Here is a 25,912-nt window from a genome sequence, read left to right on the forward strand (position 1 = left end):
CCACATCTGATTAATTATTGTTCTGCTGAAAATAATAAAGTATTTATGCCACTTTTGGCAAACCCTAATTGTTCAGTTTCTAAATCTAATATTAAAGAATTAACATCATCGACCACGATATCTAAATCTGGATCATGCTCTTGATTAAAGAGTTTTAGGTAACTATGACACTTTTCACAGCATTCAGTTTTAATAGCAGTAAGAACCTGATCAAGAGAATAATAACTAATATTTTCTAAATTATCACAACATGTGCATTTCGCACGTGGAACATACCATTCACTTTCACATAGGCTACAATGTAAATAGCGTAATCCCGCATGTTGACCAATATGAATAATACTGGCAGTTGGACTACTTTGACAAACAGGACATTGCCAGCATTGTTCAGCAGTATTTGCGGTTGCTTTGCCTGAAAGTTGACTTGCAAGTTGGGTATAATATACGGATAGGGCAGACCAAATAAATAATGATTCGTTACTATCGACTTGCAAAAAATGCCCAGACATCAGTTGTTGTGCCTTAGCTAATAAAACTGTTTTAGTATAACCAGTGAGTTGCTGACGAACATTATCAATTTCAGATGTGACTGATTTGGTAGCACTTAATATATAGTACAAATAGTCGATCCATTTAGTATCCAACGGTAAATTTTGTAATGATAAAGGGGGACAATCCAGTTTAGCTGCTTGTTGCACCAGTTGATTAAGATCATATTCTACTGCATCTTGTAGGATAATTTGTGCCTGAGCATAGACAATTTTATGGCAAAATTGAAGATAATCACTTAATGGGCTATCGGCAATCAGTTGTTCGATACGAGCAATGCGGTGCGAGTATAGTTGTCCAGTTTTTGGGTAATAGACTAACGGAATGTTAGGCATAATACTGGTTTTATGATTGGGTTGTGTTAACTGTTCTTGTGGAACAATTTTAATGCTCATAATAAACCTATTTTATTAAATAATACATGGATGAAACAACATTCGGGAATAAGTATTATTTTTATCTTTCTTTTTGGGAAGATTTTCAATGTCCTATTACCTTATATTTTTATTGTTGTTAATCTAACTTCAGCATCATAATACTGGCTTTTATTGACTATTTTGTTGCACATTGGATTGTGCTTGTTTGGTTTTTTGTTCTTCAAGATATATTTTATTCATTTCATCATGATACCATTTAGAATGGTTCTTTCTGGCCCATGCTCGTGAGACATAGCCAGATATCATACCTTTAACCGAGCCTTTAACCCAGAAAGCCATATAGGCATGACCTATGATCAGTAAAATTAAACCAATTGCTGCTAATGAATGAAAAAAGATGGCCAGTCTCAGTATATCGATTGGAAAGTATTGAGCAAAATAACGACGCCACATGATGATTCCCGTAATCATTAATACGGAGATCAGGCTCATAATACACCAAAATAAAATTTTTTGACCAGCGTTATATTTACCGATTGGAATATCTTCAGGCTCTTTTCCTGCAATAATACGATTAATATGTTTTAACCAACGAACATCATCGCGGTTAGGAATATTGTGGTGTGCTAATCTGATTAACATAAACATTAGTAAGATAAAAACTATGCCACCTAAAAAAGGATGTAATTCTCTGACTAATTGTGGCGTACCTAAAACTAAGCCAAATGCTTTGATCGAAGGAAAGAATAGCGATAAGCCCGATAACGCGGTTAGGATAAACAGAATGACGATGAAAACATGACAAAACCTCACTAATAAAGGCGTTCTTAATAGCATATCCTGCTTATTCATGGCGATTTTCCTCGATTATTGTTGATGTTGTTTTAGCATTTTTAGCATGAAAGGCTTTACGAGCTTGATGTTCGAACTCTTTTTCGCGTTCAACATCGTCTTCTTCAACTTCAATCGGACCTACAGCCATATAATGGAAAACTAATCCAGCAAAAGTGGCAACAAAAGCCGCTGCAGAAATCGGTTTCCAGGCACCTTTCCAAAATTTGACGATTTCACTAATGTGAGGGTTATTTGGTAATCCATGATATAAGCTGGGTTGATTAGCGTGATGTAATACATACATCACATGTGTTCCTCCAACTTGTTGTGGATTATATAAACCAGCATTTTGAAAACCACGATTCTTAAGATCAACAATTCGCTCATCGGCATAGGTGATCATATCCTCTTTAGTGCCAAAATGGATCGCACCAGTCGGACAAGTTTTAACACAAGCAGGCTCTTGTCCTACGGCAATTCGATCGACACATAGTGTACATTTATAAGCACGATTATCTTCTTTGCTAATTCGGGGGATATTAAATGGACAGCCAGCGACACAATATCCACAACCGATACAGTGTTCAGATTGAAAATCGACAATTCCATTGGCATATTGAATAATGGCGCCTTCAGCGGGACATGATTTTAAGCAGCCAGGATCGCTACAATGCATACAACCATCTTTACGGATCAACCATTGAAAATGGCCATCGACTTCTACTTCAGAATAGCGCATTACCGTCCAAGCTTTGGGAGCTAAATCCCTTGGGTTATCATAGACACCAACGGTATCACTAATTTCAGCTCGCAGATCATTCCATTCACTACACGCTACTTGGCAGGCTTTACAACCAATACAGGTTGTAACATCGATAAGCTTAGCCACTTCTTGCTGAAATTCACGCGCTTTTGGCGCAGGAGTAAGACGATTTGTTGCTGAGCGTTTGATAATGTCTTGAGTTTGTAATGACATAATTATGATCTCCAATCCACTAAGCGATCGAAGTTTCGCTAGAAACTTTCTCGATATTGACTAAAAAGGTTTTATATTCGGGGGTTTGCGAATTAGCATCACCAAGATGAGGCGTTAACCCATTGACTAAAAAGCCTTTTTGGGTTTGTCCCGTAAAGCCCCACACAATAGGAATACCAATTGTTTCAATCTGTTTGCCATCTACAGTTAGGGTTGGTAAACGTTTAGTTACTACTGCTTTAGCTTTAATATAACCTCGGTTAGAACTTACCTTAACGGTATCACCAACCTTAATGCCTTTTTGTTTTGCTAAATTCTCACTGATTTCAATAAATTGTTGTGGTTGAATAATGGCATTGAGTCTGGCATGTTGGGTCCAAAAATGGAAATGTTCAGTAATACTATAAGTCGTGCCCACATAAGGGAATTGTTCAGCTTTACCTAAACGCACCAAATCTTCGTCAAATATTCGTACTGCGGGACTATGGATTTGCTTTGGATGCAGCGGATTGGTATTAATAGGCGTTTCAAATGGTTCATAATGTTCTGGAAAAGGACCATCGACAAGACGGTTTAAGCAAAATAGACCACCTAAACCATCATTATTCATGATAAATGCGCCGGCTTTTGTATCGGGTGACAGCGTGGTCGGGAAGTCAGGAATATCATTTCCTGTCCATTGGTTACCATTCCACTCTATTAATAGTTTATTCTGATCATATGCTTTACCATTAGCATCGGCTGAGGCGCGGTTATAGAGTATTCGGCGATTCATTGGCCATGCCCATGCCCAACCAGCATGGATACCTTTACCAGATGGATCGGTAGGATCGCGACGTGCCATTTGATTACCTTGTTCAGTCCAGCAACCGCAGAATATCCAAATGCCACTTGAAGTTGTGCCATCAGCTTTTAATTGTGCAAAACCGCTAAGCAATTGGCCTTTTTTAACGGTAATATTTCCATTGTCATCTTTTAGATCAGCTAACGCATAGCCGTTATAATCCTTGGCTAGTTCTTCAGCAGAAGGTTCATTGGGGATAGAATAATTCCAACTTAGATTATGGATGGGTTCTTGACCTGGCCCACCTTCTTCTAGATAAAGTTCTTTAATTCGTAAAAAGATACGCGCGATAATTTCTGGATCATATTTAGCTTGAGCTGGGGGGGTTGCAGCCGCCCAATGCCATTGTAATAATCGTGAAGAGTTGACTATCGTGCCATTTTCTTCAGCAAAACAGTTTGCCGGTAAGCGGAAAACTTCCGTTTGAATTTGGCTAGGGTCAACATCATTAGATTCACCATGGTTTTGCCAAAAGACTGCTGTTTCCGTTGGCATAGGATCGATACTAACTAAGAATTTAAGTTTTGATAATCCTTCGCGTACAGCATTTTTATCAGGTAACGCGGCCAAAGGATTGAAGCCCTGACAAATAAAGCCATTAGCTTGCCCATCGCGCATCATCTTACTAAATTGCAAAACATCGTAGGTTTTATCCCATTTAGGTAGCCAATCAAATCCCCAGCTATTTTCAGCCGTTGCCTTTTCGCCATACATAGATTTCATAAAACTGACAAAGAATTTTGGATAATTTCCCCAGAAGTTTACTTCTGATGGTCCAAGTGGCTTAGGGGTTTTTTCAGTAAGATATTGTTCTAAGGTTAGCTGTGAATCTTTTGGTAATTCAAGGTAAGCAGGAAGACGATTAGATAATAATCCTACATCCGTTAACCCCTGAATATTCGAATGCCCACGTAAGGCATTAATACCGCCACCCATTACACCAATATTGCCTAACAACAGCTGAATCATGGCGGCAGTTCGAATGATTTGCGTACCGTAGCTATGTTGGGTCCAGCCTAAAGCATAGAGAAATGTGGCTGCGCGATTATTGGTTTTAGTACTAGCAAGTGATTGGCAGACATGAATAAAATGCTCAACTGAGCTTCCTGTTATATTATTGACAACCTCGGGCGTATAACGGTGTACATGTTTTTTTAACAGATTCCAAACACATCGTGGATGTTGTAACGTTTCATCACGTAATGCGTAACCTTTTTCATCAAGCTCATAGTACCAACTTGTTGTATCATAGTGACGAGTATTTTCATCGTAACCACTAAATAAGCCTTGGTTTTCATCAAAATTAAAATCTTCTCTCACTATTAAACTGGCGTTAGTGTGTGTAATCAGATAGTCGTAATTGACGTCATTGTGGCTAATTAAATAATTAATAATCCCTAATAGAAACGTGATATCGGAACCGGAACGAATAGGTACGTAAAGATCAGCCACTGAAGCAGTTCGTTGGAAACGCGGGTCAATCGCAATGAGTTCAGCGCCATTATGAATTTTTGCTTCCATTGCCCATTTAAAGCCTACCGGATGTGCTTCGGCGGCATTACCTCCCATGACGATAATCACATCAGCATTTTTTATATCATTCCAGTTGTTTGTCATTGCACCACGACCATAAGTGGCAGCTAAACTTGATACCGAGGGACCGTGGCAAACACGGGCTTGGGTTTCAAGACTGAGCATACCTAATGCACGTGCAACTTTAAAAGCGAGCCAACCGGTTTCATTACTGGCTGCTGAGGTGACTAACCAACCGGTCGTCGTCCAACGATTAACGGTATTACCTTGCTCATTTTGCGCAATAAAATTTTTATCGCGATCTGCTTTCATTAAACGAGCAATGCGATCGATTGCTTCATCCCAGCTAATTGATTGCCATTTATCGGAACCTGGGGCACGGTATTGGGGATATTTAACACGATTTTCACTTTTGATATAATCCAATACACCAGCACCTTTAGGGCATAAAGAACCACGACTAACTGGATGATCAGGATCGCCTTCAACATGAAATATTGATGATACAGCGTTTTTAGCACCATCACCCCGACTATATAGTAACATCCCACAACCAACCGAACAGTAAGTACAGTTATTACGTGTTTCGCTAGATCTTAGTAATTTATATTGACGCGTTTGCGCTAGCGCAACATTCGGAGAAAAACCAAGCGTTGCTACGGTTGTTCCTGCCATACCACCAGCACAGATCTTAAAGAACTGTCTACGGTTAAATAGCATATCTGCTCCTTACAAAAATGACATTTGCTAATTATTGCTTAATTTTTATTTATTATAGAAAGTATTATAACCATTATTTTTGTAATGATAATCGCTATATCTCAGAAAAAAGAGCATAAAGCATTTATTTACATTTAATAGATAAAGGTGTATCAAAAAAATTCCAATAAAATGATGTGGATACAAATTGCTATTAGATTAATAGTGACCAATTTTTTTTAATGTTTTTGTACTAAAGTGGTATATAGGGAAGGTTCACCTTGTGGACGGGTTTTAAAACGGCGATGTAACCACATATATTGTTCTTTAGCTTGTAGGATTTCTTGTTCAATAACTTTATTCATAAAGGTTGCTGCTGCAACATCATCATTTAATGGAAAATCTTGTATTGGCATGGCAACTTTCACAACATATTGTCCTTCAAGCTCTCGTTTTGGAGTGAAAGGAATAATGACTGGTTTTCCAAGTTTAACTAATATTGAGGTACCTACTGTCGTGGCTGCTTTATCTACCGCAAAAAAAGGTGCAAAAACACTATTTTTTCGACCATAATCATGATCAGGGGCGTACCAAACGATTTCGCCGTTTTTTAATGCACGAATCATCCCTTTTGTGTTATGACGATCTAACATATATTTATTGGATTTTAACCGGCCTTTTAATTGCACATAATCTAATACTGGATTATCATTTGGGCGATATACTCCCACTCCAGGATGGTTCATACCAAGAATTCGGGCACCTAATTCTAAGGTTAGGAAATGAATACCAATTAATAAAACGCCCTGTTTATTTTTTTGCACTTGTGTAATGAATTCATCACCTATAATACATGAATGTTTTTTAAGGCGTTTATCTGACCAAAACCAGGCCATACCGGTTTCAAAAATAGCTAAGCCTGTAGAAATGAAATTCTCTCGCAATAATTTTTCTCGTTCATTGACAGATAAATGTGGAAAACATAATTGTAAATTTTGTCTGGCAGTTTCTCGGCGTTTAGTCATCACTTTTTGACCCAGCAAACCTAAACTTTTCCCCAATTGATAAATGATTGGGTATGGTAATAAAACTAATGTATAAAAAATTCCAATACCAAGCCATGTTAACCAGTGTCGTGGATGAAGTAATGTTTTGCTAAATTTAGCATGAATCTCTTGATTATTGCTCATCTCTTTCCAAATGATAAAAACTTTTGATCTTTAATCCAAAGCATTATATCGAAAATCCATGAAGCAAGCAAAATGGTTACCAAGTATTTGTAAAAACAATATTAGAGGGAATTGTTTGATTTACATGTACTATTTATTCATTTTATACCGTGTTGTACCGGATTAGGTAATCATTTAAAGTTATGTTAGGATTGCCATAATCATTATAAGTGAGTATTTGTTATGCCAGAGTTACCCGAAGTTGAAACCAGCCGATTAGGAATTCGCCCTTATTTGCTACATCAAAAAATTCATAAAATAATCGTTCGTCAGTCTAAATTACGTTGGCCGATTGATAAAGATATCGTTCAAGCTGAAGGGCATTTGATTGAAGATGTGCAGCGACGTGCTAAATATATTTTAATCAAACTTGCCATTGGATGGATCGTTATTCATTTAGGTATGTCTGGGAGTTTACGAATTTTAACAGAGGATAAAGTTGCTGCAAAACATGATCATGTTGATTTAGTACTGGAAAATGGTGTGATTTTACGTTATACCGATCCTCGGCGTTTTGGTGCATGGTTGTGGACACCTTTTTTAGAATGGTTACCACAATTAGCAAATCTAGGGCCAGAGCCGTTAAGCAATGATTTTAATGCTGTTTATCTTCAGCCCCTTTTAGAAAAGCGCAAAGTACCGATCAAATCGTTGATCATGGATAATCATGTTGTTGTTGGTGTTGGCAATATCTATGCGAGTGAATCACTATTTATGGCAAGAATATTACCAACTCGTTTGGCAAATACGTTAACGGTTGTCGAGACTACACGACTTGTACAAGCAATTAAACAAGTGTTAACAAAATCTATTGAGCAAGGTGGCACAACGTTACGTGATTTTGCGCAATCTGATGGTAAACCGGGATATTTTGTCCAGCAATTACAGGTCTATGGTCGGGCAGAATTAGGCTGCTTCATTTGCAATACGCCTATTAAATCACAACGTATAGGTCAACGAAACACGTTTTATTGTGAGAATTGTCAAACATAATATGAGCTATTGTAAAATGGATAAAATAGTGATACAAGTCTTATTCTTGTCTGTAAATCAATGATTAGAGTGAAATATTCAATGAATATCAAACAGCTTAAATATTTTCAAATTCTTGCTAAGAACCAACATTACACTTATACCTCGGAATATTTTGCTATTAGTCAACCTAGTCTTAGCCATGCGATTGCTGAGCTTGAAAAAGAAGTCGGTATTAAATTATTTCAAAAAAAGGGGCGGAATGTTGAATTAACTAAAGAAGGGGAACAATATCTTTCTTATGTTAATCAAGCATTGCAATCACTAAATGAAGGTGAACAATTTGTTAAAGAATTAACCAGTATTTCACATGGACACATTCGACTCGCTTTTGTTTATTCATTAAGTATGAGCTATGTGCCGAAAATTATTCATGCCTTTACCGAATTAACGGAATATAAAAATATTTCATTTTCTTTTTATGAAGATCTCAGTAGTAATATTGTACAACAGTTAAAAACTAAGCGTTACGATATTGGACTCTGTTCTTATTTACATAATGATCCTGAAATTGAATTTACTCGTTTAGCTAGACAAGAAATTGTGTTTATCATTTCAAATAATAATCCGTTATCTAAACGTAAAAAACTTGATTTAAAAGATATTGTTAATGAACCGGTGATTTTATATACCGAACGGAGTGGAATGCAAGGCTATTTAGATAATATGATTGCTGAATCAGGAGTGAAATTAAACAATATTATTAGTCGGGTTGAAAGTGAAAATGCGATGATTGGACTTGCTTCGATAAACTATGGCATAGGTATGATGATCAAAGTACCGGTTCCAGAAGAAGCCAATGTATCATTAATACCAATGAATAAGAATCGCCAGAAGCGTGAGATCTATATCGCAACAGTGAAAAATAGGCCGTTAATGCCGGTAGCACAAAAATTCTATCGTTTTTTAACGCAATATTGTGGCGACAGTTTTTTTAATAGTTAAATTTGTGTTATTATCTATTGATATTATGAATAGATAATCTAATTTTTATAGATAAATTTCATATATATTATTAATGAAATATAATTATTTGGATAAGAAGGTCATTTTATGAGTCAGTTTAAACCTTATGATATTTATGGCATTATTGGCTATCCGTTGGGACAAACATTAAGTCCTCTCATTCATACCACGTCTTTTAAAGATCAAAACATTCCAGCTGTATTGGTAGCTTGGCCAATGCCTCCTGAGCAAGTCGAAAACTTTGTTAAATCTGTACGTTTATTAAATATTCGGGGGTGTTGTGTAACGATTCCTCATAAACAAACGGTTATTCCATTTTTAGATGAAGTCACAGATCGGGTTAAAAAAGTGGGTGCGGCTAACTTAATTTATTGGGATGGTAATAAGTTATGTGGTGACAATACTGACGTTAAAGGCTTTATGGAACCTCTTGAAAGAGAACCTTTACCAAAAACTTACCAACAGATTTTATTACTGGGTGCTGGCGGTGCGGCACGAGCGGCAGTCGTTGGTTTACAGACCCTTGGTTATACTGATATCACGGTAACAGATATTGTTGATGATTTACCAAATGCGTTAGCCAAAGAATTTTGTTTAAAAACCGTTAAATGGGAACAGCGTCATACTGTTGAAGCACAAATCATTATTAACTCAACGCCACTAGGTATGTTGGGTAAATTTGAAGGTCAAACACCTTATCAAGCCGATTGGTTTAAAGGTGAAGGTGTCGCATATGATATTGTTTATACTCCTTATTATACTCAATTCCGTTTAGATGCGGAGAAAGCAGGCTGGAAATCCATTTCTGGTCGTGATATGTTTATTGGACAAGCCAATGAACAGTATAGGATATGGACGGGTCAAGATTTATCTGCCAATGCAAAGCAAGCGGTTATCGATGCTTTAGCAAATAAATAATGGCTTGTATTGAGCATAATCAAACACAAATGTGGTGAGATAACGATGACACAATTCATAAAACAAGTTACGTTAAGTAATGGCGTAGCACTTGCTCAATTAGGATTTGGTACCTTTAAGATTGTTGATTCTAAAGAGGCAAATACTGCCATAATGACAGCATTGGAAAATGGCTATCGTTCTTTTGATACAGCACAATTATATAACAACGAAAATATCCTTGGTGACGTTTTCGCTAATTGTGGTGTACCAAGAAAGGAGCTGTTTTTGACGACTAAAGTCAGTAATAATAACCAAGGCTATGCACAAACGCTAAGATCGTTTGAGCAATCATTAAATGATTTAAAAACCGATTATATTGATCTATTTTTAGTACACTGGCCATTAAAAAATCATTTCTTTGCTACCTGGAAAGCACTAGAACATATTTATGAAAACAAAATGGCTCGCGCGATAGGTGTCTGTAATTTTCATCAATCCCACTTTGAATTGTTGAAAACGCAAGCAAATATCAAACCAATGATTAATCAAATAGAAATTCATCCTTACTTAGTTCAACAAGAACTTATAAATTATCTGCAAACTGAAAGTATCGCCATTGAGGCGTGGAGTCCTTTAGCACGTGGTCGAGTAAATGATGATCAGCTATTAATCAATATCGGTAATAAATATCAAAAAACACCTTCGCAAGTCACATTATGTTGGCATAAACAAAAAGGTATAATCGTTATTCCTAAATCGGTTAACCCACAACGTATTGCGGAAAATACACAAATCTTTGATTTTGAGCTTACTACCGAGGAAATGCAAAAAATTGATCAGTTAAATGAAGGTTTTAGAACCGGACCTAACCCAGATAATGTTTATGAAAAAAATGGCTTTTAATGTTTGCTAAATTAATGGCGGTTTGATTCTTATCGATTGGAATAATTTAAAATTCGTTGGAGAGTATCTATGACTAATATCGAACTACAGGCCTATCGACGTTTTTTTATGTTAAAAGTCGCTGAAGCAAGTGAGTTTATTGGTAATACCACTGCCGAAGTCTGGCATAATTGGGAACAAGGAAAAGAGGCTATTCCTAATCACGTTATTGAAGCGATGAAAAATCTCAAAAAGCGTCGGCAAGATAAAATTGCAGCGATTATTGCAGATATCAATAATCGCATTGGCAGTAACAATATCCGTTATTTTTTAACCTTTGCCGATTTTAAAAAAATAAATCCATCGCTTACCGTGTTGGATTGGCGACTACATCAATCTATTGCAACTGAACTCTACTTTAGAGGTCTTGAGGCATTGTGTTAATTTTTTGTCAAAATTGGCCAATCAAATCGACTAAAAATGGGTATTTAATGTACCCATTTTATATCCTTTTATATAAATTTATTCTAAAATTAATGAAAAATCTCTATTTCAATATTGTGTAAAGTATTTTTTACACATCAATCATCTTATAATTCATTGATAAATATGGGTTTTAATGTAATTAAAATAAGGTGTAAATATTAGTTGCAATTATGGTTTTTATGAATAACATAGTATTATTATTTTAATAATCATCTGAGACAATTAGCATGAATAAAACCATTTATTTAGTAGGAGCGAGAGCAGCAGGTAAAACCACAATGGGTCGTTTACTGGCTGAGAAATTAAATTACTCTTTTGTTGATACAGATATTTATCTGTTTGAAACAACTCATCGCACGGTTGCTGAAATTGTTGAAAAAGAAGGATGGGAAGGCTTTAGAAAACGTGAAAGTCAAGTTTTGAAAGATGTGACTCAACCATGCCGAGTCATTGCAACAGGTGGTGGCATGATATTAGCAGAACAAAACCGACAATATATGCAAAAAATGGGGATTGTGTTTTTTCTTTCCGCGCCAGCAAAAATTCTTGCTCAACGATTAATGAAAGATCCTAACGTGGCACAGCGTCCATCATTAACGGGATTATCGATCGTTGATGAAATGGAAAAAGTGTTAGAAGAGCGTCATCATCTCTATATGGATTCGGCAAGTCATGTGGTTAATGTTGATTGCGAAGAGATGCAAATATTAGGTCAATTCCTTGATGCGCTCAACATTGACTAGAGATTGATGTGAAAAGAATTGCTAATTCTTATATTTTAAACAGAGATTTAGTAATCATCTGTTAGACCGTCTAAAAAGCGGAAGTTTCATAAATTATAAAGTTATTTTAACATTAGCTATGGGTCATTGTGAAATTCAATGACTCATTAATAATAAAATTAACCTGTTATAAATACGTTAATCTTGCAATTAAGTTCTGAAGAATAAATAAATATTCAGGTCTAAAGTGTGTCAATTCCACATCTGCCAAAAATTTACCTATGTAATTGTTTTTTTATAGTATAACAATTCATTTTAAAAAAAATCACTTTTTGTAAGGTCTTTTTTCTTTTATAAATAGCGGTTAACCGCTAATATTGAGCTAGTTTATTTCAAAAGAATTTTATATTTAAATTTATTATGGGGTATTGAATAATGACTAACAATGTAAACTCCTATTCGATAGCAGGATCGATTTATGCTAATTATATCATTCAAAGTATCGCTTTGATTGTAATTATGCAATTTTCAGCTGAAATTTCAAAACAATTTGGCACCGATCTAATTGGCGTGGGTTATATAGCATCAGGAATAGGATTTGGTAAAATTTTCTTGATGTTTATTGGTGGTATTTTATCCGATATATTTGGTCGTAAACCCTTCATCTATCTTGGCATGTGCTGTTATATTATTTTTTTTATAGGTTTGCTATTTTGCCATGATATTGAAACTGCCTTTTATTTAGCGATGTTTATTGGTGCAGGCAATTCCTTTTTAGATACGGGTTCAATGCCTGCTCTCACTGAGTGTTTTCCGCGTTCAGCCGGTACCGCAAGTGTTTTAATAAAAGCCTTTATTTCAATTGGTACTTTAGTTCTGCCATTTATTGTAACCGTTTTCCATATTTATCAGCTTTGGTATGGTTATGCTTTTATAGGGTTTGTCGTTTATTTGTTAATCAATTTATTATTTTTGCTACCAAGAACCTTCCCTTCCTCAAATACCGTAATTTGTAGCGATAAAGGTGAGAGTAATTACTTTATTGGTAAACCGAATTTTTGGTTTGAAGGAATTTGTTTAATTATTATGGGTTTTACTACGACGGCAACGTTTGTCATAATTTTACAGTGGTTACCAGCGATTGCTGAAAAAGGTATTGGTATGGATGAGATATCATCTAAACAATTGATTAGTTATTACAGTACGGCATCAATTATTTCCGTTTTCTCTACTGCATATATTGTCAAAAAATTTGTAAAACCGATTTATTGCATCATAATATTACCATTGCTTTCAGTTGTGATTTTATCATTGTTCTTAATGAATTTAACACCTGCTATGAGCTTTTTTGTGGCAATCGGCATGGGACTAACAGCTGCTGGTGGCGTGTTACAATTGACCTTAGTGGTTATGCAACAGTTATTTCCCGATCGTAAAGGATTGGCTGTGGGTACCATGTACACATTGAGTGGATTATCATTTGTGGTTATTCCATTAGTAATACCAAAATTAGCGGTGACGAATGTTAGTTATGCCATTTTAGTTGATCTTATTATTGCCTTATGTAGTGTAATATTAGGTGTCATTGTTTATTCACGCTTCAAAAAAGTGGTTGATATGAATAAGATTTAATCGTCTGTTATTGACAAGCATTTATCACTAACAGAAAGCATCCGAATCAAATAGGATGCTTCTTTATTACTGAAGAGTATAAAAAAAGCAAGCAATATATCATTTTTACTACGGATAGAGATTATTTTTGAGCTTTTTTAGTAAAATAGATTATGATTAATATCTTGTTAATTTTGCAATCAACCTAAGCTACAACTAACTATCTGGTCGTAATATTATCTCTAGAAGATATAAATAATAACAATTAGTTGCTCACTGAATCGATGATTAAATCTTTTCTCGATAGACCATGTAGTTTTTTTGTTGAATTAAGAAATTGACAATATTACTCGGTTTAATCTTGAAGTGTTTTGCATGACTATGTATATTAATCCAGAAAAATTCTCGCTTAATATTATCTTCATGGTAAGTAAGCTGATTGTGATAATAGCCTTTAAAAATCACTAAGGTTTCTTCAATTTTTTGATTATTTAAAATATAAAAATTTTCGATTAACCCTAAAAATACCAATTCATTAATATGGATACCTAATTCTTCTAGCAACTCTCGTTTACAGGTTTCCATATAATCTTCATTATTTTCTTTCTCGCCACCAGGTAAAATGAGATAGTCATCATCATTTTCTCTCATAAATAGATACTCGCCGTAACGATTTTCAATAACAGCAGCTACTCTAAATTTCTTGTTTGTTTGCATAACCGTTCACTATTCAATTGCAATATCAGTAAATTTTTAAATCATTGGCATTAATTTTGCTGGTAACTGAATCATCAAAAAGCTTTTATGAAATTTGTTTAAACGTTCATTGCCAGATTGGTTAATTATTCTGCATTGCCTTGATAATTATATTATCGCAAATCAACGAAAAACTGTAATAAAATTAATCCATTAAGGGATTTATATCGATAGTGCTGCTATCTTTTCTAACCAAGTTTAGTGCTGGTGAATTGCGAATATTTACGGGAAGTGTCGATTATTTAAAACGGGGTGACGAGTCATTGGTGATAAAATCTAACTTTGCTTGCTAGTTTTCAATTTACTCACTAGCTGATTTTTTCTACCAAGCTATTTTGATATAGCGGTTAAGTTGTGCTGATATATATTTTAATCAAGTTCATTTTAATCTACAAATAGCATTTCCCACTTAAATAAGATTAAGAATATAGCAAAAAGACATCGTAGATACATCATAATTTATGGTATTAGATTAAGTCTCCCAAGCCAATATTTGGCATCGGAGACTTATTTTAAATCAATGATCAAATGTTAGATTGATTTTCATCGCTTATACATTATTGGCGTTGCGTTTTGGGAACTCAAAAATTTTGTGATATCGAGCAATAATTACTAATGCTAAAATCGAGCCTAATACCGCAATAAAGCCATCAAACAAGATGATATTGGCGATACTTGTTTCTGAAATGATACCTGTAATAACAGGAATGGAGAATGTCGCTAAACTTGATGACGTAAAGAAAATGCCTAGTACTTTACCTTTACCTTTTGGATAAAACTCAGACATCGTCGTTAAGGCTAATTGTAAAACACCGCCAGCAGCGGTAAATCCTAAAATAAACCCACCTGCCATACATAATAGTGATGATGGGTATAAATAAAGAGCAAATAACATAATAGCGGATAAACTCGGGTAAACAAACACGATATAGACCGGACGAATCCAACTCTTAACTAAAATTGAAGTTAAAATGACACTGGCCAACGTTCCGATTGCATAATAACTAATTGTTTGAGCAGCAGCTGATTCACTCATATTGGCTGCTGACATCGAGAATTTAGGTAACCAAATTGAAACTAAATAGAAAGTCGCGGTTGAAGTATAACCAATGATGATAAAGCAGATACCTTCAATCCAGAAGTTAGCTTTTTGTTTTAATTTTGGCAATGGATTGGTATCAATTTCTGTTGTCGCTTGGGTAACTTCTTCTGTTTGCGGTTGCTTATTATTAGGGAATGGCATTTTTAATACAGCTATGGCATTGATAGCTAAAATGGCAATACAGAAGAAGAATGACCAGCCATAATAAGCTTTATAGGTAAAAATGAGTGTCATGATGATCGGTAACACAAATTGACCACCAGCAATGGCTGCTTTGGTTAAAATTGATGCAGTTCCGGTTGCTTTCGGGAATGATTCCATCAATGCTGGATAAGTCCCTGCGTCAAGTGTGGAATTAGCAATTCCACCTAAAATTGCGAATATAAAAGCAATTTCTAAATTTGGGCTAACTAAAATGCCTAGCAAAAAGCCGATGTAAAATAAACCACCTAAAAATACAAATGGTTTACGACCAAATTTATCGGATAATGTACCCATTACAAATAGTACTAACAATCGTCCGATACCTAAACCTGAAATCACATAGGCGATACCTGCATCATTAGTATTAAATTGTTTGGTTAAATAATCCATATTTTGAGCAAGAATAATTGCCCCCATGCCATGAACGAAATAGTTCATATATAAGCAGATTGAGGTCCAAAGATATTTGTTTTTCATTTTGCATCCTTTTTAGGTAATTTAAATTTGTAAACTTTTCTATTGATTTCAACTTATGAAGTTTTGCTCTTCTCTGTCAGGAATCATTTATTTGTGAGATAAATCTATAATTATTTGAATTTATTATGAAATTAAAAATATTAAACAACTATATATTTAAAAGTTAGATATAGTCGTAATCTTTAATAGATATTTTTTAACAAATAAATAAGGTTAATCCGTTTTTTTCCAATTCCCCCTTGATTTATATTAATGAAACAGATTTATCTCATTGTTTTTTATCAAAATTGATGTAAATGTTACTAGTTATCACATATTTTATTTTAAATAAATTCATTAAAAAAATAAATTAAAATAACAAAATCTATAGATAAAATTATTTTATTGTTTTACATTAATAGCAACACTTTTTTATCATTTTTAGTAAAAATTTTTAATTTTAGGAGGATAGTATGTCGACTGAACGTCCTATTGGGCTTGCAGCCTTGACTGTGTTAGATGTATCCCCAGCAAATCAAGTTATTGTTGCCGCTGAGGCTGGTTATACGCATGTTGGTTTAAGATTAATTCCCGCAACGCCTACTGAGCCAGTATATGCTACAGTTGGCGATACACCTTTAATTCGGGAAGTTGAACGACGATTAAAAGAAACGGGCATCAAAGTTTTAGATATTGAAATTTTCCGTTTAAAACCAGATACACGTGTGATTAATTTTTTACCAGTACTAGAAACGGGCGCACGTTTAGGCGCCAGTCAAGTATTATTAGCGGGTAATGACCCCGATCCCAACCGTTTAGCTGACAATTTTGCTCGTTTATGTGAAATTGCTGCTCCATTGGGGATTGCTATTAATATTGAACCGATGCCATGGACCGATGTGCCAACCGTTAATTCTGGCGTGGCATTATTACAAGCGGCTAATCAGAATAATCAAGGGATGATTATTGATCCATTGCATTTTGATCGTGGTGCAAATACTCTTGAGGACCTGAAAAAAGTACCAAAAGATTGTTGGCGTTATATGCAATTATGTGATGGCACCAAGGAAAAACCACAAGATATTGAAGGATTATTGTATCAGGCACGTAATTATCGTTTATCTCCGGGACGTGGTGGAATTGATCTCGTTGCTTTATTAAAAGCATTACCAGAAATGCCGATTTCAATCGAATGTTGTAATGATGAATTTGCTTTGCGTCATTCTCCGATTGAGCGAGCTAAAATGTATTTGGAAGATACAAAAAAATTACTAAAATTGGTCGCTGAGTCTTAATAATAAAAATTGGAGAAAAACATGAGAGAAAATATTGATGGTCATTTTTTATTAATCGGATTAATGGCTTATCCAATTCGACATAGCCTTTCACCTAAAATGCAAAATATTATATATTCTAAGTTGGATGTGCCTTATGTGTACTTAGCGTTTGAAGTGACACAAGAAAAACTACCCGATGCCATCAAAGGTTTACGAGCATTAGGATTGCGTGGCAGCGCAGTTTCTATGCCAAATAAACAATTGGTATGTCAATACTTAGATAAATTAACGCCTGCCGTAGAACTGATTGGTGCATGCAATACTATTTCAAATGATGATGGTGTACTAACAGGTTATAACACAGATGGTATGGGTTATATGCGTTCATTGAAAGAAGCTGGTGTTGATGTCATAGGAAAAAAAATGACCATACTTGGCGGTGGTGGTGCAGCAAGTGCGATTGCAGTACAAGCAGCATTAGACGGCGTTAAAGAGCTAGCTATTTTCAATCAACAAGATGAATGTTTTGCCAAGATTGTTGAGATCGCAAAACGCATCAACGAAAAAACCGCTTGTAAAGCCACCGTATATGATCTTGCGGATAAATCACAATTATGTCAACAAATCGCCGAAAGTACTGTTCTGTGTAATGCTACTGGTGTCGGTATGAAACCGTTAGAAGGGCAGAGTTTGATTACAGATCCGACGATGTTAAGAAAAGAATTAGTGGTGACCGACTGTATTTATAGTCCACGTAAAACGAAATTACTTGAGATTGCCGAAAGTCAAGGCTGTAAAACATTAAATGGTATTGGCATGATGTTATGGCAAGGTCACGCACAAATTAAAATTTGGACAGGTCAAGATGCACCAATTGATTATGTTAAAGAAAAAATGGGCTTTAATTAATTTTGCAAGATAAGCGATATTGTTATTTTATAGTATAAATATTAATAGTCAGTATCAAACTAACCTCTTATTTTTACCATGGTATTAACAAGAGGTTAACCATCATGATAGAAACTGGTGATCAAATGACAAAAATGATAGTAAAAGGTTTAGAAATTGGAGTAGGGGCCCCTAAAATTATTGTTCCTGTAGTAGGTAAAACTGAACAAGCGTTATTAGAAGAAATTGAATTTTTAACTGGGATTGATTTTGATATTTTAGAATGGCGAGTTGATCATTTTGACGAGGTTGCGGACATTGATAGCGTTAAACAAATGGCGGGTAAAATTCACGCAATAATTGGTCATAAACCGATTTTATTTACTTTTCGTACTGCTAATGAAGGTGGCGTTTATCCAGCATCGATAGAATTTTATATCAATTTAAATAAACAAATGATAATGAGCGGATTGATTGATTTTGTCGATATTGAAGTATTTACTGGCGATGAATATGTAAAAGAAATTGTTGCGTTAGCGCATCAGCATCAAGTTCTGGTCATTGCTTCAAATCATGACTTTGATAAGACCCCTGCTAAAGATGAAATTGTTTTACGATTACGTAAAATGCAAGATTTAGGGGCGGATATTCCGAAAATTGCCGTAATGCCACGTTCAAGAGAAGATGTAATTACATTACTGGCTGCCACTGCTGAAATGAAAGATAAATATGCCAAAAAACCATTAATTACTATGTCTATGGCTGGTAAAGGTGCAATTAGTCGTGTTGCGGGAGAAACCTTTGGCTCAGACTTTACCTTTGGCGCAGCTAAAAACGCATCAGCTCCCGGTCAGCTCGATGTTAAAGAATTACGATACATATTAAATGTGTTACATCGTAGTTTAGCTTAAATGCACTCGCGATATACCATCGTGTTAAGTGCTTAAGAGTTGTAAATATACCGTCATGACAAGCGAATCTATGAAAGATAGAGTGCGGGTTAGTGTCGATAAAGAATCAGTCTAAGCTCGATCAGTGATGATTGAGAATATTAATTTTTAGGAGTTTTGTATGAGCAATAATTGGTTAGGTTTAGCGGGTGATGTTTGTGTTATAACCGGTGCTGTTGGTGGAATGGGTGCTGAAATATGTCGTGAATTTGCTAAACAAAAAGCTAATTTAGTGTTGATTGATCTGGATGAGGCGAAATGTCAGGAATATGCTAAACAATTAGCCAGTGAGTATGGTATTAAAGCAATCGGTTTAGCTTGTAATACGACTGACGAAAAAAGTGTTGATGCGGCTGTGATAATGGTAAAAAAAGAGTTTGGTCGTTGTGATGTGTTAGTTAATACAGCAGCAATTTTAAAATTCTGCCCATTAGAAGACTTACCGCTTGATGAATGGAATCTCACGGTTAATGTTAATATGACAGGTTATTTCTTAATGTCACAGCGTTTTGGTCGTTTAATGATTGAACAAAAAGCGGGTCGTATGGTGCATATTTCTACCGTAGCATCACACACTCCAGAAACTTACAGCGGCGCATACAGTTCAACTAAAGCAGCAATTTCTATGTTGTCAAAACAGATTGCAGCAGAATGGGGACAATTCGGTATTCGTAGTAATGCTATTTGCCCATGTTTCGTAAAAACTCCATTATCGAAAAAATTCTATGAAGATAAAGAAGTTGAACAAGGTCGAACACGTATGATTGCTAGCCGACGTATTGGTGAAACTATTGATATTGCCAATGCAGTATTATATCTAGCGAGTAAACGTTCAGATTATTCTAATGGCACTGAATTGGTTGTCGACGGTGGTTATGAAATTATGTTGGGGGATTTAGCGCCAAGACCAGGTGGTCGTCGTCAATTTGCCATTAATTCACGTAGAACAGCAAAAGCATAGGCGAATTATTGGTTAGTACAATCTATCTGATTCAATCACGCAATTAGCCTTATTATTTGAAATACCACACTTAAAGGTGGTATTTTTTATTTATAAAATCGATTAAATTAATCATTCTTATTAAAAAAATAAATAATCGATTCTATTTTATTTGTATAAAAATCAATATGATATTTTAATTTTTAAATTATCTTATTTTGATATTATTAAAATAAATTAATGATGTTAATAATAATTTTTGATTCTTTTTTTCTCATTATTTTTTCCACTTTATTTAATAAGTACATGTTTATTAAGGTTAAATTAAAAAAATAGAGCTTATTTAATTTATAAAATATTTGAATTGATTTGATGAAAAATAAAGAATTTATTTATTAATAAATGGTGTATAATATGCTTAATCGAATATCAATTTTAAAATTAGAACTAAGCACAAGCACCGTTTTGTGTGGTGATATGAGGGAGTAACATGAGCAATTTCTCTTCAATATTTCAACCCATTACCATTAAGCGCACTACTATAAAAAATCGTATAGTTATGCCACCTATCGGCACTAATTTTGCGACTTTAAGTGGTGAGTTTGTGGATGATCACTTACAGTATTATGAACAACGCGCCAAAGGCGGTACGGGATTAATTATTTTAGAAAATGTCTGTGTAGATTATCCTTACGGAACGAATGGTACAACGCAATTACGTATTGATAATGATCAATATATTCCAGGTTTTTATCGTTTCACAGAACGTATGCATAAACATGGAGCAACGGTTGCTGTACAAATTAATCATGCAGGAGCATCGGCTTATTTTGGTCGTTTAAATGGTTTACAACCGATCTCAGCATCTAATGTGCCTTCTAAAACGGGGGGAAATGCTCCTCGCCCTATGTCAGTTGATGAAATTCATTATGTCGTAAAACAATATGGTCTGGCTGCTTCCCGTGTTCAACGGGCTGGATTTGATGCAGTAGAAATTCACGCTGGTCATTCCTACTTATTAAGTCAATTTTTATCGCCATTGTTTAATAGACGAACCGATGAATTTGGTGGCAGTATCGAAAATCGTGCCAGAATTGTACGGATGGTGATTGACGAAATTCGTAAACATGTTGGACCTCATTTTTTAATTATGCTGCGTTTTAGTGCTGATGATTTTATTGAGGGGGGTAATACGTTAGAAGATACCTTGGAAATTCTTGAATATTTAACCGATGAGGTAGATATTTTTGATGTGTCAGCGGCGCAAAATGATACATTATTTATGCAAATTGACCAAATGAATCTTCCCGATGGTTGGCGCTCTTATATGGCAAAAGCGGTAAAAGAAAAATTTAATAAACCGACTATTACGTCAGGTAATTTCCGAGATCCACAAATTATTGCAGATACTATCGCCAATGGACATGCTGACTTTGTGGTGATGGGACGAGGTTTGATAGCCGAGCCTTATTGGGTAGAGAAAGTCAAAAACAATGAAATAGATACTTTAAGACGTTGTATTTCTTGCAATATCGGTTGTGCCGATCATCGTATTGCAAAATCAAAGCCGATTCGTTGTACCGTTAATCCTGATATTATTACATACGAAGATTACAAGCGCTATCAAGTTACTCAGCCATTAAATGTCGTCGTTATTGGTGGTGGTACAGCAGGACTTGAAGCCGCTGCCTCGGCAGCGGAAGTTGGTTGCCATGTCACATTGTATGAGGAAAAGCCGTTTCTAGGGGGATTGTCTGCAATCATTTCACGTTTCCCTTATAAACGTAGAATAGCTGATTTGCCGAAATTTTTAATCAATCGAATTAATAAACTTGCTAATGTCAGTATACACCTTAATACTAAAGCGACTCCTGAAATGATCGCTAATCATCATCCCGATCTTGTTGTAGCCGCAACGGGTGCTAAGGCCTTATTACCACCGATTAAAGGTTTGCATGAACAATTAAAAAATCCTGAACGGAAAATTTTTTCAATCTTTGATCTAATGGATAATTTTGACCACTTTACCAACATTCCCGATAAAAGAATTATAGTAATTGGTGGGGGTGCGGTTGGATTAGATGTGATTGAATATTTTTCTGAAAACAAGGCAAAAAGTACCACCATTGTTGAAATGCAATCAACATTAGCTAAAGATTTAGATGTCATTGCTCGTATATCAATGATGAAAATGATTGAAGACAATCAGGTTAACGTTTTATTGGAAACCACTTTACAAGAGGTTAAAGCAGATCGCTTTATTGTTAGTCGAAATGGTCAAATTGAAGAACTTGAATTTGATTATGGTTTTATCTGTTTAGGTTTAACACCTGTGGCAGAGTTTACCGAACAATTCCGTCAACATGCCAATAAAAATAATTATCAATTCCAACAAATTGGTGATTGCAAGCAGGCGAGAAAATTAATTGATGGTATGCGTGAAGGTCGTGATGTTGTGGCGGCGATTCAATCTATTGAACGAGCTAAAGCACATGAGATCCGAGGTGTTGATATTAATCATGCTATTTGATGTTATTGTCGATTAAAATTTATTATTGGTAAATGTTCTATAATAATTGTACGAAGAAATAATCGTAATTGTGTATATAAAATATAATGATAAATTTAGGGGGCTCACGCCCCTTTTTTTATCAATATCGTACCCTATAAATAAATTTGTGAATTTGCCTTTTTTTACTACTCCAATGAGTAAAAAAAGTAAATCCAACTGGACGAAAAAATGACAAAGAGAAATGCCCATAAAGCTAGCCAAAGTAACAAAAAACAATAAGAATTAGGCAAATTAACGGGCTTTATGAATAAACTGGTGATTGAAACGGCGTTAAATGAAGAAATGGTTCTAGGTTTAACTTAATGTTAATTCTGTATGACAAATATTTAATTTTAGATTTTCTCAATAAAAAATGAGAGTCCTTATAAAAAAATTATAGAGGGCTGGTTTATCAATTGAAATCTCCTCTGGTTAGGTTGAGAATTATCTCTTATTTTCAATTAATAGGTAAAGCGGATGCAGGATTACTACCCAATGTTGCATCAGTTGCTATAGCGCAATTACCACAATTATGAGTTATATCTTCAGTATAGTAATCAGGATTTACATCGCATATAGAACTTGCCGTATCATTAAGAATAGAATTCGTCTTTTCCTTTTCAACAACATTATTCCAATTAACCTCATCTAATTCAACCGTGACTGTATCAATTTTATAATGTACTTTGGTTCTGACTTCGGTGGCGGTTATTTTGATGCGGGCGTATTTTAATAAGCGTAATGAGCGGGTAAGGGGTTTGGCTAAGCTGCCGATTAATAATCCTTCCAAACTGTTTTTTAGTCGTCCTTCAGCAGCCTTGTCGTCCGGTTTGGCTTGTAAATATTCGGTTACTGGGTTAGCCAGTTCAGGAAATTGTTGTATTAAGTTTGACAGGCGTTCTTCATGGCGATTAGATACCACAAAATCGGTGACACTGCCATCAAGCCCAATTATTCTTATCGTGTTTTTATATTTACGATCATTCTAATTTTGCAAGACACTTATACTTAGCTAAAAACCTTTCGTATTTTAGCAAAACGTCGATTTCAGGAATAAGATATAATTTACAATGTTATGCCTAACATCTAAAATTAGAAGTTAACCGCCAAATTAAATTTCGTTATTAAAAGTTAATTTGACAATAACATAGGGTTTATTAGTTCCAGTTTAATCAGTAAAAACAAAAGATTGTGATATTTCTCCATCAAATAAAGTGATTTTATTCACTTTCGATAGATATAATTGTTGTTCTTTTAGCTCTAGAACACCTTCTATAATTGCATCCATAGCATAATATGCATACTCACCACCAACAAGAACACCAAAACTTTGATCTTTATCAATAATTAACTCAGTAATATTATTTGGTAAAATAATATTATTTTCAGACCAACCATATTTATTATCTGTCAAAAAAACTTTTTCATTTAGACCTCCTAAAGCATAAAAATAACCTTTAAACCGCACTAAGCCACAAAGTTTCTTGTTCACAATATCTTTTATTGATAGCATATTTTCCTCTAATTTAATTTAGGATTAGTAAGTATTGCCTGACCGCTATACTTTAGATTAAATTCATTAATGAGAGTAAAGTATTAGCGACCTAGCGCAGGATCCCTAATTGCTACAACAGTCTGACCGTTTCTAATAGTGACACCATCAACAACAACTGCATGATATCCGCGGTCTAATTTCATTGCAACTATACCATTAGCAGTAGCTGATGAAATGTCTTCTAAAGAAGTTTTAGATGCAAATCTGGCATCATTTATACCCTGATTTTTCAGTGCCGTAACTAAATCGGTCATTCTGGCACCGTTTGAACCAACTTTAGAATCGGTGATTAATTTATTTAGATCATATTTCATGCCAGCAATATCTAATATCATCGCACGTGAATTATCACCACAAGTAGGTAAATTTCCTTGATTTAGAACTAAACGTTTCCCATTTCTGATGATGCTGGTACTCGCTGGATTTCTGGGTTCAAGATTTCCTTCAGTAGTTCCAAAACTCTCATTTATTCTCTTTTCAGTAACATTATTCCAATTAACCTCATCCAATTCAACCGTGACTGTATCAATTTTATAATGTACTTTGGTTCTGACTTCGGTGGCGGTTATTTTGATGCGGGCGTATTTTAATAAGCGTAATGAGCGGGTAAGGGGTTCGGCTAAGCTGCCGATTAATAATCCTTCCAAACTGTTTTTTAGTCGTCCTTCAGCAGCATTGTCGTCCGGTTTGGCTTGTAGATAGTTGGTATTGCTTGCTCTAATATCATTAAAGTTGAGCAGGACAAATACGTTATTAATATTCTCGACGAAGATAAAGCCAACCTAAATTTCCTTTTTTATTAATTATCGGAATATCTGGTCGAATAACAATCAAATTCAGATTCATTTGTTTTATATTTAGAATTGGTCTATTTTGCCAATCATAAAGAATAGGATAAGCACTTGAAATGGTATTAGTATCAATCTGTTGCATTTCCTCTTCCTCTTCTTCAGTTAATTTATCGTCAAAAATTATATTAATATCCATTATGTCATTCATATAATTTAATGTAATACCTCTCATTTTTTTTGTTGCTACACCTACTAAATCATTCATTATGTAAAACATCATTTTAGAGCGAATATCAATTATTTCCTTTTCTGATAGTTTATTTTTATTCATTTTGTTGGTCTCGCTGGGACTATATGTACACCTGTTTTCGAATAGTGAATTGTAATATTAGCCGTTGGCTCAAATTTACTTGTTTCCATATTATAATAATTTCCTATAACTTTATTACCCGTTATCCTTTCTCTTGAGCCTGGTTTACCTAATGGGGTTGAATTTAAAGATGTGCCAGTTCCTGCATATTGATTGACTAAACTTTGAATATCGATATCATTATTTAAAGTGCTTCTTGGTGTAGAAGAACTAGCGTTTGCTGTTTTGTGCTCATTAGTCCCAACAATATGCTTATTTTGCTGATTCATATTAACATTTAAATTTGGATTTGCATCTGGTGCGAAATTAGCTCTTGGTTTTACTGGGCTGTTACTAGTTTCCATCCCCGTTTCAACAACATTATTCCAATTAACCTCATCTAATTCAACCGTGACTGTATCAATTTTATAATGTACTTTTGCTCTGACTTCG

General features: G+C 34.9%; 24 protein-coding genes. 12 read left to right on the top strand and 12 right to left on the bottom strand.

Annotated features, from left to right (window positions below; genetic code table 11):
* Positions 1-14 precede the first annotated feature (14 nt).
* The 5 genes from fdhE to JMI89_RS04700 all read right to left on the bottom strand — a co-directional run bounded on the left by fdhE (position 15) and on the right by JMI89_RS04700 (position 7,002).
* Positions 15-944 (bottom strand): formate dehydrogenase accessory protein FdhE, encoded by a 930-nt coding sequence (fdhE, locus tag JMI89_RS04680; RefSeq protein ID WP_220679447.1) that lies wholly within the window; start codon positions 942-944, stop codon positions 15-17.
* Positions 945-1,094: 150 nt separating this feature from the next.
* Positions 1,095-1,778, bottom strand: a complete 684-nt coding sequence (locus tag JMI89_RS04685) for a formate dehydrogenase subunit gamma (protein ID WP_220679448.1) — start codon at positions 1,776-1,778, stop codon at positions 1,095-1,097.
* Positions 1,771-2,736: a formate dehydrogenase subunit beta gene (gene fdxH / locus JMI89_RS04690; protein WP_187754393.1), complete on the bottom strand. Its 966-nt coding sequence runs from the start codon at positions 2,734-2,736 to the stop codon at positions 1,771-1,773. The genes JMI89_RS04685 and fdxH overlap by 8 nt, the downstream gene beginning before the upstream one ends.
* 19 nt (positions 2,737-2,755) lie before the next feature.
* Positions 2,756-5,833, bottom strand: a complete 3,078-nt coding sequence (fdnG, locus tag JMI89_RS04695) for a formate dehydrogenase-N subunit alpha (protein WP_187754394.1) — start codon at positions 5,831-5,833, stop codon at positions 2,756-2,758.
* A 218-nt stretch (positions 5,834-6,051) separates the two neighbouring features.
* On the bottom strand, positions 6,052-7,002 hold the full coding sequence (locus JMI89_RS04700; RefSeq protein WP_187754395.1) for a Kdo(2)-lipid IV(A) acyltransferase: 951 nt from the start codon (positions 7,000-7,002) through the stop codon (positions 6,052-6,054).
* 222 nt (positions 7,003-7,224) lie between these two features.
* Here JMI89_RS04700 and mutM point away from each other — a divergent pair, with 222 nt between their 5' ends.
* The 7 genes from mutM to JMI89_RS04735 all read left to right on the top strand — a co-directional run bounded on the left by mutM (position 7,225) and on the right by JMI89_RS04735 (position 13,661).
* Entirely contained in the window at positions 7,225-8,034 is an 810-nt protein-coding gene (mutM, locus tag JMI89_RS04705) for a bifunctional DNA-formamidopyrimidine glycosylase/DNA-(apurinic or apyrimidinic site) lyase (RefSeq protein ID WP_187754396.1), read from the top strand.
* Positions 8,035-8,115: 81 nt separating this feature from the next.
* Positions 8,116-9,018: a LysR family transcriptional regulator gene (locus tag JMI89_RS04710; RefSeq protein ID WP_187754397.1), complete on the top strand. Its 903-nt coding sequence runs from the start codon at positions 8,116-8,118 to the stop codon at positions 9,016-9,018.
* A 108-nt stretch (positions 9,019-9,126) separates the two neighbouring features.
* The gene (locus JMI89_RS04715; protein WP_187754398.1) at positions 9,127-9,957 is read left to right on the top strand and encodes a shikimate dehydrogenase; all 831 of its coding nucleotides are present in this window, start codon (positions 9,127-9,129) and stop codon (positions 9,955-9,957) included.
* A gap of 45 nt (positions 9,958-10,002) precedes the next feature.
* A complete protein-coding gene (locus tag JMI89_RS04720) occupies positions 10,003-10,842 on the top strand; it encodes an aldo/keto reductase (protein ID WP_220679449.1) in 840 nt (279 codons plus the stop codon).
* A 69-nt stretch (positions 10,843-10,911) separates the two neighbouring features.
* Complete coding sequence (locus JMI89_RS04725) at positions 10,912-11,265, top strand: DUF1870 family protein (protein WP_187754400.1); 354 nt, start codon at positions 10,912-10,914, stop codon at positions 11,263-11,265.
* A gap of 269 nt (positions 11,266-11,534) precedes the next feature.
* Positions 11,535-12,050 (top strand): shikimate kinase AroL, encoded by a 516-nt coding sequence (aroL, locus tag JMI89_RS04730; RefSeq protein WP_220679450.1) that lies wholly within the window; start codon positions 11,535-11,537, stop codon positions 12,048-12,050.
* A gap of 414 nt (positions 12,051-12,464) precedes the next feature.
* The gene (locus JMI89_RS04735; RefSeq protein ID WP_220679451.1) at positions 12,465-13,661 is read left to right on the top strand and encodes an MFS transporter; all 1,197 of its coding nucleotides are present in this window, start codon (positions 12,465-12,467) and stop codon (positions 13,659-13,661) included.
* 267 nt (positions 13,662-13,928) lie between these two features.
* Here the strand turns inward: JMI89_RS04735 and JMI89_RS04740 are convergent, their stop codons facing one another.
* Together JMI89_RS04740 and JMI89_RS04745 are read right to left on the bottom strand one after the other, a co-directional pair.
* Entirely contained in the window at positions 13,929-14,357 is a 429-nt protein-coding gene (locus JMI89_RS04740) for an NUDIX domain-containing protein (protein WP_220679452.1), read from the bottom strand.
* 589 nt (positions 14,358-14,946) lie between these two features.
* Positions 14,947-16,179: an MFS transporter gene (locus JMI89_RS04745; RefSeq protein ID WP_220679453.1), complete on the bottom strand. Its 1,233-nt coding sequence runs from the start codon at positions 16,177-16,179 to the stop codon at positions 14,947-14,949.
* Positions 16,180-16,631: 452 nt separating this feature from the next.
* On the opposite strand from JMI89_RS04745, the gene JMI89_RS04750 reads away from it, so the two are divergent.
* From JMI89_RS04750 to JMI89_RS04770, 5 genes are all read left to right on the top strand, one after another.
* Complete coding sequence (locus tag JMI89_RS04750; protein ID WP_187754405.1) at positions 16,632-17,453, top strand: sugar phosphate isomerase/epimerase; 822 nt, start codon at positions 16,632-16,634, stop codon at positions 17,451-17,453.
* A 9-nt stretch (positions 17,454-17,462) separates the two neighbouring features.
* On the top strand, positions 17,463-18,344 hold the full coding sequence (locus JMI89_RS04755; RefSeq protein ID WP_343066762.1) for a shikimate dehydrogenase: 882 nt from the start codon (positions 17,463-17,465) through the stop codon (positions 18,342-18,344).
* Between the two features lie 125 nt (positions 18,345-18,469).
* Positions 18,470-19,234 (top strand): type I 3-dehydroquinate dehydratase, encoded by a 765-nt coding sequence (gene aroD / locus JMI89_RS04760; RefSeq protein ID WP_187754422.1) that lies wholly within the window; start codon positions 18,470-18,472, stop codon positions 19,232-19,234.
* Between the two features lie 160 nt (positions 19,235-19,394).
* Positions 19,395-20,234 (top strand): SDR family NAD(P)-dependent oxidoreductase, encoded by an 840-nt coding sequence (locus JMI89_RS04765; RefSeq protein WP_220679455.1) that lies wholly within the window; start codon positions 19,395-19,397, stop codon positions 20,232-20,234.
* A gap of 469 nt (positions 20,235-20,703) precedes the next feature.
* On the top strand, positions 20,704-22,743 hold the full coding sequence (locus JMI89_RS04770) for an FAD-dependent oxidoreductase (RefSeq protein ID WP_187754408.1): 2,040 nt from the start codon (positions 20,704-20,706) through the stop codon (positions 22,741-22,743).
* Positions 22,744-23,221: 478 nt separating this feature from the next.
* Here JMI89_RS04770 and JMI89_RS04775 read toward each other — a convergent pair whose 3' ends face one another.
* The 5 genes from JMI89_RS04775 to JMI89_RS04795 all read right to left on the bottom strand — a co-directional run.
* The gene (locus JMI89_RS04775; protein WP_220679456.1) at positions 23,222-23,686 is read right to left on the bottom strand and encodes a hypothetical protein; all 465 of its coding nucleotides are present in this window, start codon (positions 23,684-23,686) and stop codon (positions 23,222-23,224) included.
* A 246-nt stretch (positions 23,687-23,932) separates the two neighbouring features.
* Positions 23,933-24,277, bottom strand: coding sequence for a hypothetical protein (locus tag JMI89_RS04780; protein WP_187754410.1), 345 nt, complete (start codon positions 24,275-24,277; stop codon positions 23,933-23,935).
* An 83-nt stretch (positions 24,278-24,360) separates the two neighbouring features.
* Positions 24,361-24,966, bottom strand: a complete 606-nt coding sequence (locus tag JMI89_RS04785; RefSeq protein ID WP_220679457.1) for a cysteine peptidase family C39 domain-containing protein — start codon at positions 24,964-24,966, stop codon at positions 24,361-24,363.
* Between the two features lie 106 nt (positions 24,967-25,072).
* A complete protein-coding gene (locus JMI89_RS04790; protein WP_187754412.1) occupies positions 25,073-25,441 on the bottom strand; it encodes a hypothetical protein in 369 nt (122 codons plus the stop codon).
* Positions 25,438-25,912 (bottom strand): polymorphic toxin type 50 domain-containing protein (locus tag JMI89_RS04795; protein ID WP_220679458.1); only part of this gene is annotated, 475 nt, incomplete at its 5' end. The genes JMI89_RS04795 and JMI89_RS04790, both read right to left, overlap by 4 nt.

Origin of the sequence: Frischella sp. Ac48 (genome assembly GCF_019641635.1) — a bacterium.
Lineage (GTDB): Bacteria > Pseudomonadota > Gammaproteobacteria > Enterobacterales > Orbaceae > Frischella > Frischella japonica.

Excerpts from the sequence above, each read along its gene's own strand:
- fdhE (WP_220679447.1), bottom strand. The coding sequence starts at position 944 with ATGAGCATTAAAATTGTTCCACAAGAACAGTTAACACAACCCAATCAT.
- JMI89_RS04685 (WP_220679448.1), bottom strand. The coding sequence starts at position 1,778 with ATGAATAAGCAGGATATGCTATTAAGAACGCCTTTATTAGTGAGGTTT.
- fdxH (WP_187754393.1), bottom strand. The coding sequence starts at position 2,736 with ATGTCATTACAAACTCAAGACATTATCAAACGCTCAGCAACAAATCGT.
- fdnG (WP_187754394.1), bottom strand. The coding sequence starts at position 5,833 with ATGCTATTTAACCGTAGACAGTTCTTTAAGATCTGTGCTGGTGGTATG.
- JMI89_RS04700 (WP_187754395.1), bottom strand. The coding sequence starts at position 7,002 with ATGAGCAATAATCAAGAGATTCATGCTAAATTTAGCAAAACATTACTT.
- mutM (WP_187754396.1), top strand. The coding sequence starts at position 7,225 with ATGCCAGAGTTACCCGAAGTTGAAACCAGCCGATTAGGAATTCGCCCT.
- JMI89_RS04710 (WP_187754397.1), top strand. The coding sequence starts at position 8,116 with ATGAATATCAAACAGCTTAAATATTTTCAAATTCTTGCTAAGAACCAA.
- JMI89_RS04715 (WP_187754398.1), top strand. The coding sequence starts at position 9,127 with ATGAGTCAGTTTAAACCTTATGATATTTATGGCATTATTGGCTATCCG.
- JMI89_RS04720 (WP_220679449.1), top strand. The coding sequence starts at position 10,003 with ATGACACAATTCATAAAACAAGTTACGTTAAGTAATGGCGTAGCACTT.
- JMI89_RS04725 (WP_187754400.1), top strand. The coding sequence starts at position 10,912 with ATGACTAATATCGAACTACAGGCCTATCGACGTTTTTTTATGTTAAAA.
- aroL (WP_220679450.1), top strand. The coding sequence starts at position 11,535 with ATGAATAAAACCATTTATTTAGTAGGAGCGAGAGCAGCAGGTAAAACC.
- JMI89_RS04735 (WP_220679451.1), top strand. The coding sequence starts at position 12,465 with ATGACTAACAATGTAAACTCCTATTCGATAGCAGGATCGATTTATGCT.
- JMI89_RS04740 (WP_220679452.1), bottom strand. The coding sequence starts at position 14,357 with ATGCAAACAAACAAGAAATTTAGAGTAGCTGCTGTTATTGAAAATCGT.
- JMI89_RS04745 (WP_220679453.1), bottom strand. The coding sequence starts at position 16,179 with ATGAAAAACAAATATCTTTGGACCTCAATCTGCTTATATATGAACTAT.
- JMI89_RS04750 (WP_187754405.1), top strand. The coding sequence starts at position 16,632 with ATGTCGACTGAACGTCCTATTGGGCTTGCAGCCTTGACTGTGTTAGAT.
- aroD (WP_187754422.1), top strand. The coding sequence starts at position 18,470 with ATGACAAAAATGATAGTAAAAGGTTTAGAAATTGGAGTAGGGGCCCCT.
- JMI89_RS04765 (WP_220679455.1), top strand. The coding sequence starts at position 19,395 with ATGAGCAATAATTGGTTAGGTTTAGCGGGTGATGTTTGTGTTATAACC.
- JMI89_RS04770 (WP_187754408.1), top strand. The coding sequence starts at position 20,704 with ATGAGCAATTTCTCTTCAATATTTCAACCCATTACCATTAAGCGCACT.
- JMI89_RS04780 (WP_187754410.1), bottom strand. The coding sequence starts at position 24,277 with ATGCTATCAATAAAAGATATTGTGAACAAGAAACTTTGTGGCTTAGTG.
- JMI89_RS04790 (WP_187754412.1), bottom strand. The coding sequence starts at position 25,441 with ATGAATAAAAATAAACTATCAGAAAAGGAAATAATTGATATTCGCTCT.